At 62.9% G+C, this 16,131-nt stretch carries 17 protein-coding genes; 9 read left to right on the forward strand and 8 right to left on the reverse strand.

Going from position 1 to position 16,131, the window contains the following annotated elements:
- Positions 1-464 precede the first annotated feature (464 nt).
- A complete protein-coding gene (locus tag BPHY_RS38640; RefSeq protein WP_052306077.1) occupies positions 465-1,553 on the reverse strand; it encodes an HNH endonuclease in 1,089 nt (362 codons plus the stop codon).
- A gap of 741 nt (positions 1,554-2,294) precedes the next feature.
- Here BPHY_RS38640 and BPHY_RS10880 point away from each other — a divergent pair.
- Positions 2,295-2,876: a hypothetical protein gene (locus tag BPHY_RS10880; protein WP_012401517.1), complete on the forward strand. Its 582-nt coding sequence runs from the start codon at positions 2,295-2,297 to the stop codon at positions 2,874-2,876.
- A 304-nt stretch (positions 2,877-3,180) separates the two neighbouring features.
- On the opposite strand, the gene BPHY_RS41700 is transcribed toward BPHY_RS10880, so the two are convergent.
- Positions 3,181-3,519: a hypothetical protein gene (locus BPHY_RS41700; RefSeq protein WP_157686538.1), complete on the reverse strand. Its 339-nt coding sequence runs from the start codon at positions 3,517-3,519 to the stop codon at positions 3,181-3,183.
- A gap of 10 nt (positions 3,520-3,529) precedes the next feature.
- On the opposite strand from BPHY_RS41700, the gene BPHY_RS10885 reads away from it, so the two are divergent.
- From BPHY_RS10885 to BPHY_RS10915, 7 genes are all read left to right on the forward strand, one after another.
- Entirely contained in the window at positions 3,530-3,799 is a 270-nt protein-coding gene (locus BPHY_RS10885) for a hypothetical protein (protein ID WP_012401519.1), read from the forward strand.
- A 437-nt stretch (positions 3,800-4,236) separates the two neighbouring features.
- On the forward strand, positions 4,237-4,560 hold the full coding sequence (locus BPHY_RS10890; RefSeq protein ID WP_012401520.1) for a hypothetical protein: 324 nt from the start codon (positions 4,237-4,239) through the stop codon (positions 4,558-4,560).
- Between the two features lie 280 nt (positions 4,561-4,840).
- A complete protein-coding gene (gene dcm / locus BPHY_RS10895) occupies positions 4,841-6,127 on the forward strand; it encodes a DNA (cytosine-5-)-methyltransferase (RefSeq protein WP_012401521.1) in 1,287 nt (428 codons plus the stop codon).
- Entirely contained in the window at positions 6,127-6,573 is a 447-nt protein-coding gene (locus BPHY_RS10900; protein ID WP_012401522.1) for a very short patch repair endonuclease, read from the forward strand. The genes dcm and BPHY_RS10900 overlap by 1 nt, the downstream gene beginning before the upstream one ends.
- 172 nt (positions 6,574-6,745) lie before the next feature.
- Entirely contained in the window at positions 6,746-7,255 is a 510-nt protein-coding gene (locus BPHY_RS10905) for a YbhB/YbcL family Raf kinase inhibitor-like protein (protein WP_012401523.1), read from the forward strand.
- A gap of 141 nt (positions 7,256-7,396) precedes the next feature.
- Positions 7,397-8,839: an MFS transporter gene (locus tag BPHY_RS10910; protein ID WP_012401524.1), complete on the forward strand. Its 1,443-nt coding sequence runs from the start codon at positions 7,397-7,399 to the stop codon at positions 8,837-8,839.
- Between the two features lie 156 nt (positions 8,840-8,995).
- Positions 8,996-9,583, forward strand: a complete 588-nt coding sequence (locus tag BPHY_RS10915) for a hypothetical protein (protein ID WP_012401525.1) — start codon at positions 8,996-8,998, stop codon at positions 9,581-9,583.
- Positions 9,584-9,670: 87 nt separating this feature from the next.
- Here the strand turns inward: BPHY_RS10915 and otsA are convergent, their stop codons facing one another.
- The 6 genes from otsA to BPHY_RS10945 all read right to left on the reverse strand — a co-directional run bounded on the left by otsA (position 9,671) and on the right by BPHY_RS10945 (position 14,439).
- Positions 9,671-11,092: an alpha,alpha-trehalose-phosphate synthase (UDP-forming) gene (gene otsA / locus BPHY_RS10920; protein ID WP_012401526.1), complete on the reverse strand. Its 1,422-nt coding sequence runs from the start codon at positions 11,090-11,092 to the stop codon at positions 9,671-9,673.
- Positions 11,093-11,292: 200 nt separating this feature from the next.
- Positions 11,293-11,505, reverse strand: coding sequence for a hypothetical protein (locus BPHY_RS10925; protein WP_012401527.1), 213 nt, complete (start codon positions 11,503-11,505; stop codon positions 11,293-11,295).
- 196 nt (positions 11,506-11,701) lie between these two features.
- Positions 11,702-11,935: a hypothetical protein gene (locus BPHY_RS10930; RefSeq protein WP_012401528.1), complete on the reverse strand. Its 234-nt coding sequence runs from the start codon at positions 11,933-11,935 to the stop codon at positions 11,702-11,704.
- A 141-nt stretch (positions 11,936-12,076) separates the two neighbouring features.
- The gene (locus BPHY_RS10935) at positions 12,077-13,483 is read right to left on the reverse strand and encodes a sigma-54-dependent transcriptional regulator (protein WP_041763549.1); all 1,407 of its coding nucleotides are present in this window, start codon (positions 13,481-13,483) and stop codon (positions 12,077-12,079) included.
- Positions 13,484-13,788: 305 nt separating this feature from the next.
- Positions 13,789-14,040 carry a hypothetical protein gene (locus tag BPHY_RS10940; RefSeq protein WP_012401530.1) on the reverse strand — a complete coding sequence of 84 codons (252 nt, stop codon included), beginning with the start codon at positions 14,038-14,040 and terminating at the stop codon, positions 13,789-13,791.
- Between the two features lie 81 nt (positions 14,041-14,121).
- Positions 14,122-14,439, reverse strand: a complete 318-nt coding sequence (locus BPHY_RS10945) for a DUF883 family protein (RefSeq protein ID WP_012401531.1) — start codon at positions 14,437-14,439, stop codon at positions 14,122-14,124.
- Positions 14,440-14,876: 437 nt separating this feature from the next.
- Here BPHY_RS10945 and BPHY_RS10950 point away from each other — a divergent pair, with 437 nt between their 5' ends.
- The gene (locus BPHY_RS10950; protein ID WP_012401533.1) at positions 14,877-15,932 is read left to right on the forward strand and encodes a sigma-54 interaction domain-containing protein; all 1,056 of its coding nucleotides are present in this window, start codon (positions 14,877-14,879) and stop codon (positions 15,930-15,932) included.
- The last annotated feature ends 199 nt before the right edge of the window (positions 15,933-16,131 follow it).

Here is a 16,131-nt window from a genome sequence, read left to right on the forward strand (position 1 = left end):
TAAGTTCGTCAAGTCTCGCTTTGACGTTGGGATCGAACGAGTCGTTACAGTTCTCGGCATCGGCGGGGCATTTAGCTAGCGAGCGGAAGTTATCTGCGATGAACCTGGACACCTTAAGCTGAGCGCGAAGGTGCTCGGCGTCCGTCGAGTACTCGCCATGCTCCTCTATAGCCGTTTCTAAGTCACCTTCCACCAACCCAGCGATGGTCGTTGCGCACCTTTGGTCCATGCACAGAACCCCAGCGGTGTAGGCCCTCGGGGACTGCGGACGGTAATGCCACGCTGCTGCGACTACTAGGGCGCCTATCATCAATTTGGTTTTGGTTTTCATTGTGCAGTCTGCGTTGTCGGCATCCCATCTAGACGGAGCGCTCCGAGCTTCGCAATTCCTCAATAAGTGGCTGGTTAGCTACGGCGTGCCGCCCGGGTAGCCAGCAGAAAACACACATACGGGAGTACAACGCTCAGTTCGTCTTTTTTTGGTTACTCAACTTTTTGTGAATCAATCTATGACAATTGGCGCAGAGGCACTGGAGGTCGTCAAGGGCGGTCTTGTGCCCTGTTGGCATTTCGCTGACATGAACCGCTGAATGGTGGACTTCGATACAGGCCTCAGCATCCTTAGTCTTGTACCGTTCCACGGGGTCGAGACCACAGAGTTCGCATGTCAGCCGACCGTCGTGCGCTTGGCGATATTGAGCCTTTTTCGCATTGGCGAGGCCAGGAGCACGTTCCCGTTTGAGGTGTGACCGAAGTTTTATGTCGCCTTCGCGCCATTCCCTGTCGATAGAGATTTCGCTGTCGGGCGCGTTATATGTCTCGCCCTTTTTCACGACCTGATAACCAGCCTCCCGCAACAGGTTGAAACACAACCCGCCAGCGGTGAAATGCTTCGGTCCGATCGACGCACCATCGAGTGCCATTGAAAGTGCGAGTCCAAAGACGGCCTTGGGCGGAAGGCGGCGACCGTCGTCAGCAATCAGGTCATAGTCAGTTGACTCGCCGAAGGAATCATTCCGCTCATCACGTTCGATGAATTGCTGAACCGCACGATAAACATGCTCAGCCGTAACGCTACGCAGCACTTCGGCGGGCAACCTTTCCATACTTCGAGCGTTTCCTTCCACAGCTATGCCTCCCAGCAGGGAAGCCAGTTCTTCGCTCGATCCGCCAAAACCGGTTGCGATCCGGATGCGCTTTGTTGAGTTGCCTCCCTTGGCACTCGGATTTGGAACGTCGCGGACAAGTTTCATGCGAACGCTCAACAGGCTACATATCCGCTCGGGTAACAGACTGCCTTCGGGTTCGCTCAGGATCTCACGATCGCTCAAAGGCCGAGACTGGACAGTTGCGCTATCAACCCACGCGCCCGAGATAGGAACATCGGCCTCGGAAAGTCGACGGGTCAACAGGAGAAGCGCCTTGGTATAGTCCGCGTTTGTGGCTCCACGCTGACCTTTGGCCCCACCTCGGCTGTGCAAAATAATGTGCGACTGGTCCACCGAGAAATGAGCATCCAGTGGAGAGGCGTCTTCCCCGGTCACTTGAAACATGTTTGCCAAATCAATTCCCCGTAGTTTTTCCCCGAGTTTACCTCGGGACCATGTTGGGCGAGGCACTCCCTTGGCCGTTTCAACCGTCTTCGAAAACACCGCTAAAGGTCGAGCCGCGTTGTTATTGTTCAAGCTCGTGAGTGGGGAAACGCCGCCAGAAATTTCCGAAGATTGCCTAGCACGGTACCCCTGAACCCTCGTCGGCATCGCTCACAGCCTACGGGTTATTACCGATACGCTAGGGGGCATACGCGTCCGTTAGCCGCTCTGAGAGGGCAAAACGAATTCCCCGAAGAACGGCGGACGAATTATGAGAAAAGTTATCGCCGCGTTGCTGGCGGCTGGGCTGGCAGCGGGGTGCACGACAGAGCTGCAAAGGGAAGCCAAAGAGGACCGTGCGGCATTCTTGCGATGCAAACAGGCCAACCCCACGACCTGGGGCGACAAGTGTAATGCGGAATTGAACATGTACTACACAACCGCAGGAGCTGCCCAAGCTGATTCCGCCCACCGCGCACAAACAGCGAATGCAATAGCATCGGGTCTTCTAGCAGGTGCGGCAGCAGCAGCAGCCGGGGCAGCGGCAGCGGAGGCAGCACGACCTGTTTATGTTCAGCCCGTCTATGTTCAACCAGTTGTCATCTGTCGCTGGAATTGCTGGTGATCTAGCAGGACACCTTCACGTATAAGGTTCGTCGGTAGAATTGGCGTCCAACAAAAACGACGTAATGGAAATTCACGATGGGCGAGATATGGCAAACGGTAACGTCTCCCTTATGGGTGGTGACTACGATTGTAGTCGGGTTGCTGTTGAACGTGCTGAGCGGTTACGCGAAGGATTGGCTTGACTGCCTGTTAGCCGAAACGTTCAAGAAACGTCGAGATTCCTTGAGCCGCAAGCGTAATGAAGAAATGGCAATGTGGGAAAAGCTCGCGTCTGACTCAAGATATCGCGCAAAGACGACCATAGATGCGCTCCGCGACGAAATGCTCGCCTATATGTTTCACGTATCGGCAATGGTGAGCGGTCTCACGGCTTTACTTCCCGCCGTGCCAGTAACTCCGTTGTTTGACCATCGGCTTCTTACAGTGAGCCCGAAGGCTCATACGGTCATTTGGCTCATGTGTACGGTCTTCGGAACGCTGTCACTTATGTTGGGGCTGAGGTACAAAAGGGCCGCCACGCGTGCTCGCATGCATCTAGCTGGTACTGAGCCACGGTTTAACGAGGTCTGCCTTGCAGAAATCTATAGTAATGCCCGCGAAACACCCAACTCCGACTGCGACAAGGAGGAAGATATGACGGCTGAGAAGCAGCAGTGAGCGCTGCGTGCTGTACCAATTTTGAGGTCTTTACTGTACCAACAAAGAAGCGAGTGCCATTTTGCGGCGAGTTGAGAATTCTCGAAACCCTTGATAGGCTTACGCTTCACGACCACGACGACCTAGCTTAACGGAACCATTGTGCCTGTCGGGGGGACCACATCGGCGACGGACAATGCCAAATGAAAACCCGCAACAGCTCGCGCTTTGCGGGTTTTTTGTTTGTCACTGCCTGCTACTGCCGGAGTGTCACGGACAAACCCGCGCACGCCGCAGCACTTCGGCAAAAACAGCGAAAAGCCGATCAACGCCGGCGCATCACTCGCAGCTTGGCGAGCTGCTGGTCGCGCTGATCGAAGAAACGGGCAAGCGCAAACAGAGACGCGGCAGCAAACGGCCAGAGCACAACGAACGTAGCGAGCATGATCGACTCCAGAGCGAGAACATTTGATTCGAGTGTACCGGCTCGCTCCGCAAAGAAAACTAGCAGAATCGCCAAAACACAGTTCCCGTTTTTGATCGTCAATACCGGGCGGGCCCGTGTGATGCGGCTCGGCGGCACATGCGCGCGTCGTCCAAGCTGCATCGATGCCGCACGGCCGTGACAAAACCACGCATTTCGCGCAATACCAGCCAGCAACAAAGGACATTCCATGGACATCAACAAGCAAGTCGCCGCTCTCACCACTTCCGAACTGCAAACGGCGGGCGCCAGCCAGGCGACGGCCATCGCCGTCAGCGTATTGCTGCGCCACCTCAACTCGCCGGATTTGTCGAAGCTGATCAACGCCGCGTTCGAAAACCATCAGGCCGTCATGCTGCAAACGCCGTGGCCCGAGCAGATGCTGCAATCTTTCGAAGCGACACGCCGCTTTCTGGAAGGCGCCGCGCAGCCGAGCGGGAGCGCCGACAAGCCGGCCTGACGCATCGCGGGTACTGAGCGCCGACCGCGGCAACCGCCGGGCAGTGTCGCTCCACGACACGATGCGAAATTGCCACACGACCGCGCGTCCGGCGGGCGCTCAAAGTCGGCTCCGCAGGGCCAACGCGCGCAGGCTGCGACCCAGTGTGCGCTGTCCCACCCAGCACGACATTTGTATGAGGACGGGCGCGCGGACTCCTCCTATCATTGCGTCACGCCCTGGACACGACAGGTTGGACCGATGCCCTACCCATACAATCTCGCCGTCGCCGCCGGTCTGATGATCGTCGTGCTGACCTGCGGTATCGCCCTCGCGCTGACGTGAGTCGGCCCGCCCGGCAAACCATTTCTGTGTGGTATTCGCCGGTCCGGACGCACACGGCGAAAAATATTGTTGGAGAACCCTAAAGTTTTCCAAAAGCCTGCCGTAGTGCGGGCATGGACCTCTACCTCACTTCATCGGCGGGATCGTTCAAATCGACTCTGATCGATCAGGACATCGCGCACATAGCCCGCGTCATGCGGCCTTCTATGCATGGCGACCTGGGTGGGGCGATTCTCCCCGCCGACTACTGGCGCCGGCGGCTCTTCGATCTGCTCGAAGCCGAGCATCTGACCAACTCCCAGCTTTGTGCGATCGACGACCTGCTGCTGCAGCTCGACGACCTCTCCAGCAAGGAACTGGCGCCGCTGCCCGTGCCGACTGCGCGCCCCGCGGCGTCGCGCGACGCGAGTCGCCATCGCGTGCGCCGCCAGCGCTGAGCCGACGCGCCTGGCACGGCCGCGGCGCCCCGCTCCGCCGCGGCATCGGCGCGCCGACCGCGTTTAACAATCATTGACCCGACACGCGCCCTTCCACGATGCTGCTGCCAGCAGCGCGAACACCCGGCGACATAGCGACAGCCTCATCTGGCGCGTCGCCGGGGCTGCCTTCCCTCGCGATCTCATTCCCACGGGCAATTCGCCCCCAAACAGCACACGCTCTCGAATTGGGGACATTCATAGGTCATAATGTCCGCAAAAATACCCAGCAAGGACTCCTGTGACCCAGGCTTCACCGCTTGAACTGCTGAAGCAGGCGCGCACCCGCTTCACACAAAAAGAAATCGCCGCGCATGTCGGCAAGGACATCAAGACGGTGCGCCGCTGGGAAAAGGGCGAAACGCCGTGTCCCGCGATGCTCGAGCCAGCGCTGCACGCGCTACTGCACGCAGCGCCGGCGCGCAACCGGGACCCAGGCGACGGATCGCGCGTGCACTTCATCGACCTGTTCGCCGGCATCGGCGGCATCCGCATGGGCTTCGAGGCACACGGCGGCCAATGCGTGTTCACCAGCGAGTGGAACGTCTTCTCCCAGAAAACCTACCGGGAAAACTTCGGCGAACACTGCGGCGATGCCGCGCCCCAGCACACGCTCATCGGCGACATCGTCACGTTTCCTGCCGAAGCCGTTCCCGAGCACGACATCCTGCTCGGCGGCTTTCCGTGCCAGCCGTTTTCGATCGCGGGCGTCAGCAAGAAAAACGCGCTCGGCCGGCCGCACGGGTTCGAATGCGCGACGCAAGGCACGCTGTTCTTCGATGTCGCGCGCATCATCGCCGCGCGCCGTCCTGCTGCATTTCTGCTCGAAAACGTGAAGAACCTGCTGTCACACGACAAGGGCCGCACCTTCGATGTGATCCTGCAGACGCTTCGCGACGAACTGGGCTACGAGGTGCACTACCGGGTGATCGACGGCGCGCATTTCACGCCGCAGCATCGCGAACGGATCATCATGATCGGCTTTCGCGCACGAACCTCCTTTTCGTGGGACGACCTGCGCCTGCCCGAAGAAGGCCCTCGGCTCGCGTCGATCCTGCATCGCACGGACGGCACGGAACCCGTGCTGCCGTGGGACGGCGACCGCTTCTTCGATCACGCTGCGCGCCATGTGCAACCGAAATACACGCTGACGCCTAAGCTCTGGACCTATCTGCAGAATTACGCGGACAAGCATCGCGCGGCGGGCAACGGATTCGGCTATGGCATGGCGTATCCGCAAAGCGTGACGCGCACGCTGTCGGCCCGCTATCACAAGGACGGCAGCGAAATTCTGGTCTACCAAGGGGACAAGCAGCGCCCGCGCCGCCTGACGCCGCGCGAGTGCGCACGGCTGATGGGCTTTCCCGACACCTATCGCATCCCCGTCAGCGACACGCAGGCGTACCGCCAGTTTGGCAACAGCGTGGTGGTGCCCGTCATGCGCGAGGTCGCGCGCATCATGCTGCCGCATGTGCTCGCGCTGACGCGCGCGGCGCACGACGCCAGCGCTGCAGAACTGGCGGCCTGATGGTCGACATTGTCGACGCGGTCACGCGCAGCCGGATGATGTCCGGCATTCGCGGCCGCAACACCAAGCCCGAAATCCTGATCCGCAGCCTGCTTCACCGGCGCGGATTTCGTTTCCGGCTCGACGCACGCGATCTGCCCGGCCGGCCCGACATCGTGTTGCCGCGCTATCGCGCCGTCGTCTTCATCCATGGCTGCTTCTGGCACGGTCACGACTGTCATCTCTTCAAATGGCCGCAGACACGGCCTGAATTCTGGCGCGACAAGATCGGCCGCAATCGCGCGAACGATGCGAAAGCGCAGGCCGCGCTGCTCGATAGCGGCTGGCGCGTCGCGACCGTGTGGGAATGCGCCTTGCGCGGAGCGAACCGGGACATCGACGGCGTGCTGCAACGGCTCGTCGATTGGCTGCACGGCGACGCGCCGCTGCACGAAGAGCGCGCCTGACATCGTGCCGCGCGACGGGACGGCAGGCTCGTGAGCGCCTTCGGCGCGGCGAACATTGCAACGCGCCAGTGCTACACTCGACTGGCTCACTGGAGCTTCGAACGCAGTCTCTTATGCGATCTCACAGCGGCTCCCGTCCATCTTGGAACCACCCCACTGAAGGAGGCGCACGATGGCTGATTTCCGAATCTGGTCCGACGACTTTCCTGCCAACGGCTTTATGTCGAAGGCACAGGAGATGAACGACAAATCGTTCGGCGTGGCGGGCGACGGCGAAAACATGTCGCCCGCCCTGCAATGGGACGCGCCGCCCGCCGACACGCAAAGTTTCGCGCTCACCGTCTACGATCCCGACGCGCCCACGGGCAGCGGCTTCTGGCATTGGGTCGTCGTCAACCTCCCTGCCGACGCACGCTCGCTGCCGCGCAACGCGGGCAAGGCGGACGGCAGCCTGTTGCCGCCGGGCGCGCTGCAGTTTCGCAACGACTACGGCACGGTCGGCTTTGGCGGCGCAGCGCCGGTGCGCGGCGACAAGCCGCATCGCTTCATCTTCCGCATTCATGCGCTGAGGGTGACGAACCTGCCCCTCGCCGCCGACACGACGAATGCCGTCGCCCGCTACATGACGCATCTGAACGAGATCGATTCGGCCACGTACACGGGCCTGTACGAACTCAAGTAGCGGCGGCGCCTTTTCGACAGGAACCGCATTGCCGGGCATGCAGCGCGCACAACACGCCCGGCCCACGCGATCGGCCTGTCTCTCGGCACGGCATGACAGCCGACCCGATGCGACCGCCCTGCCGTTCATCACAACAACACAATGCAAGCCTCTTCACCGACGGACCACCGCGCCGAACCGGGCGCTTCCGACTTTGCAGCCCGCTCTCCCGCCGCGCCCGAAGCCGAGCCGGGACTGCCGCTACCACAGCGCTACTGGGCGATTCTCGTCGTCGCGCTCGGCATCACGCTCGCCGTTCTCGATAGCGCGATTGCCAACGTTGCGCTGCCGACCATCGCGCGCAACCTGAACGCGAGCGCCGCCAGCTCGATCTGGATCATCAATGCGTATCAGCTTTCGGTGACGATCTCGCTGCTGCCGCTGTCGTCGCTGGGAGATCGCATCGGCTACCGGCGCGTCTATCTGAGCGGTCTGGTGCTGTTCACGGTCGCATCGCTCGGCTGCGCGCTCGCCGCGTCGCTGCCGACGCTCGCGCTCGCCCGCGTGATCCAGGGCTTCGGCGCGGCGGGCATCATGAGCGTGAACACGGCGCTCGTGCGCATGATCTATCCGAAGTCGCGGCTTGGGCGCGGCATCGCGATCAACGCGATGGTCGTGGCGATTTCGTCGGCCGTCGGGCCGACGGTCGCGTCGGGCGTCCTCGCTGTCGCGACGTGGCCGTGGCTGTTCGCGATCAACGTGCCGATCGGCGTCGCGGCAGTCGCTTTGGGCCTGCGTGCGCTGCCGCGCAACGAACCGCACCCGTCGCCATACGACTATCCGAGCGCCGTGATGAACGCATTCGTGTTCGGCCTCGTGATCTTCGCCGTCGACGGCCTGGGTCACGGCGAGCGTTACGGCTATGTCGCCGTCGAACTGATCGGCGCAGTCGCGATCGGCTGTGTCTTCGTGCGGCGGCAATTGACGCAGTCCGCCCCGCTGCTACCCGTCGATCTGTTGCGCATTCCTGTCTTCGCGCTGTCCGTGGGCACCTCCGTGTGCTCGTTCTGCGCGCAGATGCTCGCGTTCGTATCGCTGCCGTTCTTGCTGCAGAACAACCTCAGCATGTCGCAAGTCGAGACGGGCCTGCTGATGACGCCGTGGCCGCTCGTCATCGTCGGCGCGGCGCCGCTCTCGGGTGTGCTGTCCGACCGGCTCTCGGCAGGCTGGCTGGGCGGCCTCGGGCTCGCCACGCTGGCGGCCGGCCTGCTGCTGCTCGCCGCGACACTCGGCGCGCAGCCGTCGCCGTTCGACGTCGTGTGGCGCATGGCGTTGTGCGGCCTCGGGTTCGGCATGTTCCAGTCGCCGAACAACCGCACGATGCTGTCGGCGGCGCCGCGCCATCGCAGCGGCGGCGCAAGCGGCATGCTAGGCACCGCGCGGCTGACGGGACAGACGCTGGGCTCGGCACTCGTCGCGCTGATTTTCGGCATCGCGCCGCAGCATGGTCCCGTGATCGCGCTCTACGTCGCGGCCTGCTTTGCCGGCGCGGGCGCCTGCGTCAGCATGCTGCGCGTCGCGCACAGCGCGCCGGCGGGCGCGTGACGCGCATCCTCTGCCCGCGCGCTTTCCGTCTATTCTTGTAGACGAAGCCTTCGACTGCCGCCGTTCATCGCGGCATCCGGCGAAGGCTTCGCTCTGCCTTCGAAACTCCGTTCTTGCACCGTTTTTTTGCACCGTTTTTGCACGATAGGGGGCGCCATGTCACTCATCGTCGCTGGACGTTTCACCACTTTCCCCGCCGCCGAGGACGCCGCGCAAGCGCTGTTCGACAACGGCTTCCTCGGGGAAGACGTCACGCTGTTTTTCGTCAATCCGCGCGGCCAGCACGCGCGCCATCCGCTCGACGAACACGCAGCCGCACCCACGATCTCGCCGGCACCGCCGCCCACGCGGCATCGCCATCACCACGCGATGACGTTCGGCGCGGTCGGGGGCGCCGTGATCGGCGTCGCGGTGTTCGCGGCGTTTGCGGCGTCGACACCCGTCGTGATCATCGCCGCGGGCGTCGGCGCGTATCTGGGCCTGCTCGTCGGCAAGATGGCCCACGCGCGCAGTCAGCCGCACGAACATCACGACATCGTGCATCACGAGTTGCGCAACTCGGGGGTGCTCGTCGCCGTGCACGTGAGCCCGGAGAATCAGATGGACGCGGCGCGTATCCTGCGCGAAGCGGGCGGCGCCGACATCGAGCGCGCGACGGGCCGCTGGCAGCGCGGCAAGTGGGCGGATTTCGATCCGCGTCAAACGCCCGTGCCGCTCGCCGAGCTGAACCAGCAGCAGGCCTGAGGCCGTCGCCCGGGCGGATTGGAAACGAAAACGGCAGCCTCGATGGGCTGCCGCCGGTGACGCCTGTGCTTGTTGAAACGTACTAGTTCATGCCGTCACGTCAGCGCGCTTGACGGCCTTCTCCGTCACCGACGAAGCCGTCGCGACATGGCGCAGGTCGGCGAGGAACGTATCGCGCCACACCGACAGATTGTTCTCGCGCAGCGGCGCCATCATGTCCGCGTGCCGCGCCTGGCGCTCGGCGAGCGGCATCGACAGCGCGCGCTCCAGCGCCTCGGCCATCTGCGACAGATCGAACGGATTCACGACCAGCGCGCCGGGCAGCTGCTCGGCCGCGCCCGCGAACTGCGACAGCACGAGCACGCCGGGATCCGCGGGATCCTGCGACGCGACATATTCCTTCGCGACGAGATTCATGCCGTCGCGCAGCGGCGTCACATAGCCGACCTGCGACTGGCGGAACAGCGCCATCAGCAGATTGCGCTCGTATTTGCGGTTCAGGTACTGAATCGGCGTCCAGTCGAGCTGCGCAAACCGGCCGTTGATCCGCCCCGCTTCGCCTTCGAGGTTCTGACGAATGCGCTGGTAGGTCTGCACGTCGGCGCGCGTCGGCGGCGCGATCTGCACGAGCGACACGCGGCCATGCCAGCCGGGCGCATTCTGCAGCAGGCGCTCGAACGCCTGGAAACGCTCGACCAGCCCCTTCGAATAGTCGAGCCGGTCGACGCTCATGATCAGCTTGCGGCCCCGCATCGCGTCGCGCATGTTGCGCACCTGCTTCCGGTCGCTGAACTGCTCGGCGGCTTTCGCGATCGCATCGGGATAGATGCCGATCGGATAGGCGGCCACCTTCAGGAAGCGGCCGTACGCGTGAATCATGTTGTCGTCGCTCGATGTGCCGTGATTGCCGCGCTCGATGTAATCGACGAACGATTGCCGGTCCGCATCCGTCTGGAAACCGACCACGTCATAGCTGCACATGCATTTCACGAGTTCTTCGTGCGGCGGCACGGTGCGCATCACTTCCGGCACGGGAAACGGAATATGCAGGAAAAAGCCGATCGGATTTTTCACGCCGAGATCGCGCAGGCAGCGCGCGAACGGCAGCAGGTGATAGTCGTGCACCCAGATGATGTCGTCGGGCCTGATCAGTTCCTTGAGCTGCTTCGCGAGCGTCACGTTCACCCGCAGATACCCCGCGTATTCCTGCCGGTCGTAGCGCGACAGGTCGTTGCGATAATGGAAAGTCGGCCACAGCGTCGCATTCGAGAAACCGCGGTAGTACTGGTCGTAATCGCGCTTGGTCAGTCCCACGGTGGCGTAGGTCACATTGCCCTGCTTCTCGATGACGGGCGTCGAAGGCTCGGCGGCGATCTCGCCACTCCATCCGAACCACACACCTCCCGTTTCCTTCAGTGCATCCAGCACTCCGATTGCGAGACCGCCCGCTGCGGGGCGCCCTTCCTGAGTCGGCGCGACGCGGTTTGAAACGACGATCAATCTGCTCATTGCGGCTCCACCTCATTCAGTTGACTGTACATGCGGTGATACTTTCCTTACGGCACGCAAGCCCCATGCCGTTTTATCGCAAGGCGCGGAATAAAATTGTATGCAGATGTGACAGACGAGCAAAAGCCCGCTGTCCGCGAGCTCGCGCGAAGCAGATTTTTCGCTCGGCAATCCGGTCTGGACTGGCCGAAAAAGTAGCGTCAAGCGTCCTGTTCGGACCCGAGGTCGCGCTGATAGTCCAGCCCTTCCTGGCGGGTGCCGCCCTGGTTGTGATCCCCGTCTGGCGGGGCGCCGGGCGCGATGCGGTTCTCGTGCGCCGGATCGGGTGCGCTCGACGGATTACCCGTGCCGCCAGATGGGCGCTGATCGCGCTTCGAATGGCGCGCGGAGCGCCGCAATGCGGGGTGTCTCATGATGTACGCCTCCAGGGGAAGGCCCATGCCCGGACCGGGGATCGACCGGGCCGCATCACCTAAGTCTAGGCTGACGACCGTAATTTGACGGTAAAAAGTTCGGCAGTTTTGTAACAGGTACAGGGTTCGGGCCCGCCATTTGCGGCTGCGGCGCGCGTCGCCGAGCACAGCCGCCGCTCGAGCGAGCGAGCGGCTCTCAAAGACCGGGGAAGAGCGTCATGCCGCCACTTGTATGAGGCGTTTGCGACGGTTGCGGCGTCGGATCGCCGATAGCCGGCGTATCGGGTTCGACGGGTTCGCGCGTCGGATCCGGCACCGTGTCGGGCTGGCCCGGCTGCGCCGGCCCCGGGCCCGGCTCGGGCGGCGTTTCGGGTGTGGAAGGGTCGGGATGGTGCGCGTAGAGCGTGGAGACAGCGTCGTGATCCGGCATGATGGGCGCCCTGTTTCGTTCGCTGTCGTTATCGCGAAAGCGCGTTCGACAGCTCGAAGGGAAATCAGCAAGGCATGTGCCGTTTTTGACGCCGCCGTCCGGGACGGACGGCGCCCCTGGGCGCGAATCCCGTCGACGCGCTCAGGCGTCGGCTTTACCGAGCGCCTGCGGCTCGTCGCTGACATCGTCGCCTTCGGCACGGCCCGCATCGTTGCCGTACTCGACGAGCCGATTGTAGAGCGTCTTCAGGCTGATCCCCAGAATCTCGGCGGCGCGAGTCTTGACGCCGCCGCATTGCTCAAGCGTCGCGAGAATCAGCTGGCGGTCGGCCTCGGCGAGCGACGTGCCGAACGGGATCGTGATCGCGGTGCCCGCGGTTGGCTTCGACAGCGAAATCTGCAGCGGCACCGTGGCCGTGCTGTCCGAATCCGTGCCCGACATGATGTGCGCGCGCTGCACATAGTTTTTCAGCTCGCGCACATTGCCGGGCCACGGGTACGACAGCAGCATCTCCCGCACGGCGGGCGGGAAGTGCTTCTTCGTGCCGTGCTGCTCGTTCAGTTCGTCGAGGAACGACTGCGCAAGCAGTTCGACGTCCTTGCCCCGTTCGCGCAACGGCGGCAGGCTGATGGGAAACACGTTGAGCCGGTGGTATAGATCGAGGCGCAGCTTGCCTTCGAGCACGGCCTGCTCGGGATCACGGTTGGTCGCGGCGATCAGGCGGACGTCAGTTTCAATTTCCTTTGTCGTGCCGACGCGCATGAACATGCCCGTCTCCAGCACGCGTAACAGTTTCACCTGCAGCTCGATCGGCATTTCGGTGATTTCGTCGAGAAACAGCGTGCCGCCGTTCGCACGCTCGAAATAGCCCTTGTGCTGGCGGTCCGCGCCCGTGAATGCGCCGCGCTCGTGGCCGAACATCTCGGATTCGATCAGGTTGGGCGAGATCGCGCCGCAGTTGACGGCGAGGAAGGCATGTTTGCGGCGCAGGCTCAGCTGATGCAGCGTCTGCGCGGCGACTTCCTTGCCCGTGCCCGATTCGCCGACCAGCATCACCGACGCGGCCGTCGGCGCAACGCGGCTGATCTGGTCGTAGACCTGCTGCATCACGGCGGAATTACCGAGCATCAGCCCGAAGCGGCCCATTCGCCGCAGCTCGCCGCGCAACGTGCCGATTTCGGCCTTCAGGTCCCCCGCACGCGGCAGACGGGCGAGAATCGCCTTGACACGCTGCATGTTGATCGGCTTCACGAGGTAGTCGGCGGCGCCCATCTTGAGCGCGCTCACGGCCGATTCCACCGTGGCGTGTCCCGTGATCACGACGAACTCGACGCCCGAACGCGGATCGAGATCCTCGAACAGGTCAACGCCCGTGCCGTCGGGCAGCTTCAGATCGGTAAACACGACGTCCGGCATCTGCCGCACGAGCTGGATGCGGGCTTCGCGCAGGTCGCCTGCCGTCGCCGTCGTCAGCCCGTCTTCCGCGATGATCGCCGCAAGCGCGTCGCGGGTACTCGGATCGTCATCGACAATCAATACATGTGGCATCGCGTTTGGAAAGCTCGTAAGTGCTGATAGTGAGTACGCGCGGGATGCGTTGCGCCGGGAAGTCAACAACGGCAAAAGCCGTCCGCGCGTCGCGAAGTCAAGCATACGCCTGCTTCCCGGCACCCCAACGCCTGACCCGGAAAAAATTCCCGAATCACCACACCCACGCAACAATTGACGTAATTCTTGCTAGCAAACCGCATCTATTGTTGTGGTTTTTGCTCATTATACGGCGTCGTATCAAAAAAACATCAAGTCGGCATACGTCGCGGCGCACGACCGTGCCGCCGCCGCGAGCCGCCGGCTCAGCCACGCGGGAACGGCCAGGCGTCGCTGTGATCAGCGCCGTTGCCGCTACGCAGATGTGTGGCGGGCGCCATCTGCGCGCCAGGCGCCGGTTGTGCGGCTTCCGTCACCGAGCCGCCCTCGCCCTCCCAGCGCGTCAGATCGCGTGCCAGCGGCTGCTGTGCGGCGCGCTGCTTCTGCGCCCAGCGCCATGCCAATACGCCACCGACGGCGAACAGAGCGCCGAATACGCCGATTTTGGGTCGTGCCATCTCGAACTCCTGGTTGTTGTGAAGGGATGAACGCTCGCCGCCTGCCGTTGCTGGGGTCGCCGTCAACTGCGCGGGCGCCTTTCAGCGGGCAGCCAGCATACCAAGCACAAAGCCGACTCCGGCTGCTATACCCAACGATTGCCAGGGGTTCTGGCGAACGTAGCGCTCCGTCTGCACGCTCGCGCTGCGATAGCGCCGCTGCGCCGAGATTTGCGCATCGGCGAGCGCGTGCTGCACTGAATCGACATGCGTCCGAAGTCGGTCTCGCAACGCCTCCAGACCTTCCCCCGGCACGGCCGCTGCAAGGCGCAACATCTCTTGCGAATCGGTCAAGAGCACGTTCAGATCCTGGATAATCTTTTGTCGTCCCAACGCGAGCTGTTCAGTCGTTTCTGTCATCGCACTCTCCTTTTCTGGCGCTCGGACCGGATTTGTCCTGTTTCGATCTGATCGGTTCCGGCCTCATGCGGCTTCCCGCGTTATCGTCAACTCTGCAACGGCCGTTCCCGCCGCCCTCGAGCGATACAAGCTCACGGCAAGGTTCCGCGCGGCGGCGTGCTGGAGAGGGCCGCGAGCAAGCCCCGCAGATCGCGGACAAAGTTGCCGATGCCTTTTGCATCGAAGCAAGTTTTGCCGGCATCACGTCTCGATCGTACGTCAAACTTTGCGAATTGCCATGGAACGCGCAAGCTTGCATGTACCTTGCCGGAACTAGCGCGCCAGTGGTTAAATTGCCTTTTGTGAGATAGTGGACCACTCTCAAGGCATTGCCACACTCGATACTGGCCTGCGCCATTCACGACACCTATCCGAAATTGCACAGGACACCCTTCGCTATGTCGTCAACCGATCTGGACTCGCCCGCCGCCGAAGCCGACAGCGGCGGCGCATCGCAGGCGAGGCAACGCGCGGTCGACAACGTCCCGGGACTGAAGTCTTACGGCACGCTGTTCGGCTCGTCGCCCGTCATGCTGGATCTCTACGAACAGATCGACCGCGTGGCCGCGACGGACGCGACCGCGCTCATCATCGGCGAATCGGGCACGGGCAAGGAGCTGATTGCCCGCACGATTCACGAGCACAGCGCACGCAAGGACGGCGCGTTCGTCGCCGTCAATTGCGGCGCGATCCCCGACGAACTGATCGAGGCCGAACTGTTCGGCCATGAAAAAGGCAGCTTCACAGGTGCGGTCCAGGGTCGCGTCGGATATTTCGAGCACGCGAACGGCGGCACGCTGTTTCTGGACGAAGTCACCGAAATGGCGCCCGTGCGCCAGGTGAAACTGCTGCGCGCGCTGGAGACGGGCACCTTCTATCGCGTCGGCGGCACCGAGCTGATTCGCGGCGACGTGCGTGTCATCGCCGCGACCAATCGCGACCCGGCTGTCGCAGTCAAGGAAAACGGACTGCGCGAAGATCTGATGTACCGGCTCGCCGTGTTTCCGCTGCGCGCGCCGCCGCTGCGCGAACGCGAAGGCGACCGGGAACTGCTCGCGCTGCATTTTCTCGACGAGCTCAATCGCCAGGAAGGCACGAACAAGGTCTTCAGCAAGCGCTCGATGGAAACGCTGCGCACCTGGTCCTGGCCGGGCAACGTCCGCGAGCTGAAGAACGCCGTGTATCGCGCGTTCATCCTGGCGGAGAAGGCGGTGGAGCTGCCACATCCGCACCTGATGTCGCGTGTGAAGAAGCCCGTGACAGTCGGCGACTCGATGAGCGTGTGGATCGGTACACCGCTCGCCGATGCGCAGAAGCAGATCATCCTCGGCACGCTCAAGTATTGCGGCGGCGATAAGCGCCGCGCGGCCAAAGCACTCGGCGTCAGCCTGAAGACGCTGTACAACAGGCTCAGCGCTTACGGCGACGAAGAGTCAAATCCCGACGATAACTGATCGGACACTCGCGCGCGCATGGCAGTGATGCGCGCGTCGCGGATGCGCCGTCCGGCGCGCCGCCCTTCCCCCGTCCCCGCGCGGCTTCCAATCAAGCCGCTTCTCCTCTTCGTTGAAACGCGCCGCCCGTGGCGCTCGCACGTCCTCGCCCGCATCGTTCGGGCATGCGAACTGCTCCCCGCCAAACCAGAAAGACCAC

The sequence above is a fragment of the Paraburkholderia phymatum STM815 genome, from assembly GCF_000020045.1.
GTDB classification, from domain to species: Bacteria; Pseudomonadota; Gammaproteobacteria; order Burkholderiales; family Burkholderiaceae; genus Paraburkholderia; species Paraburkholderia phymatum.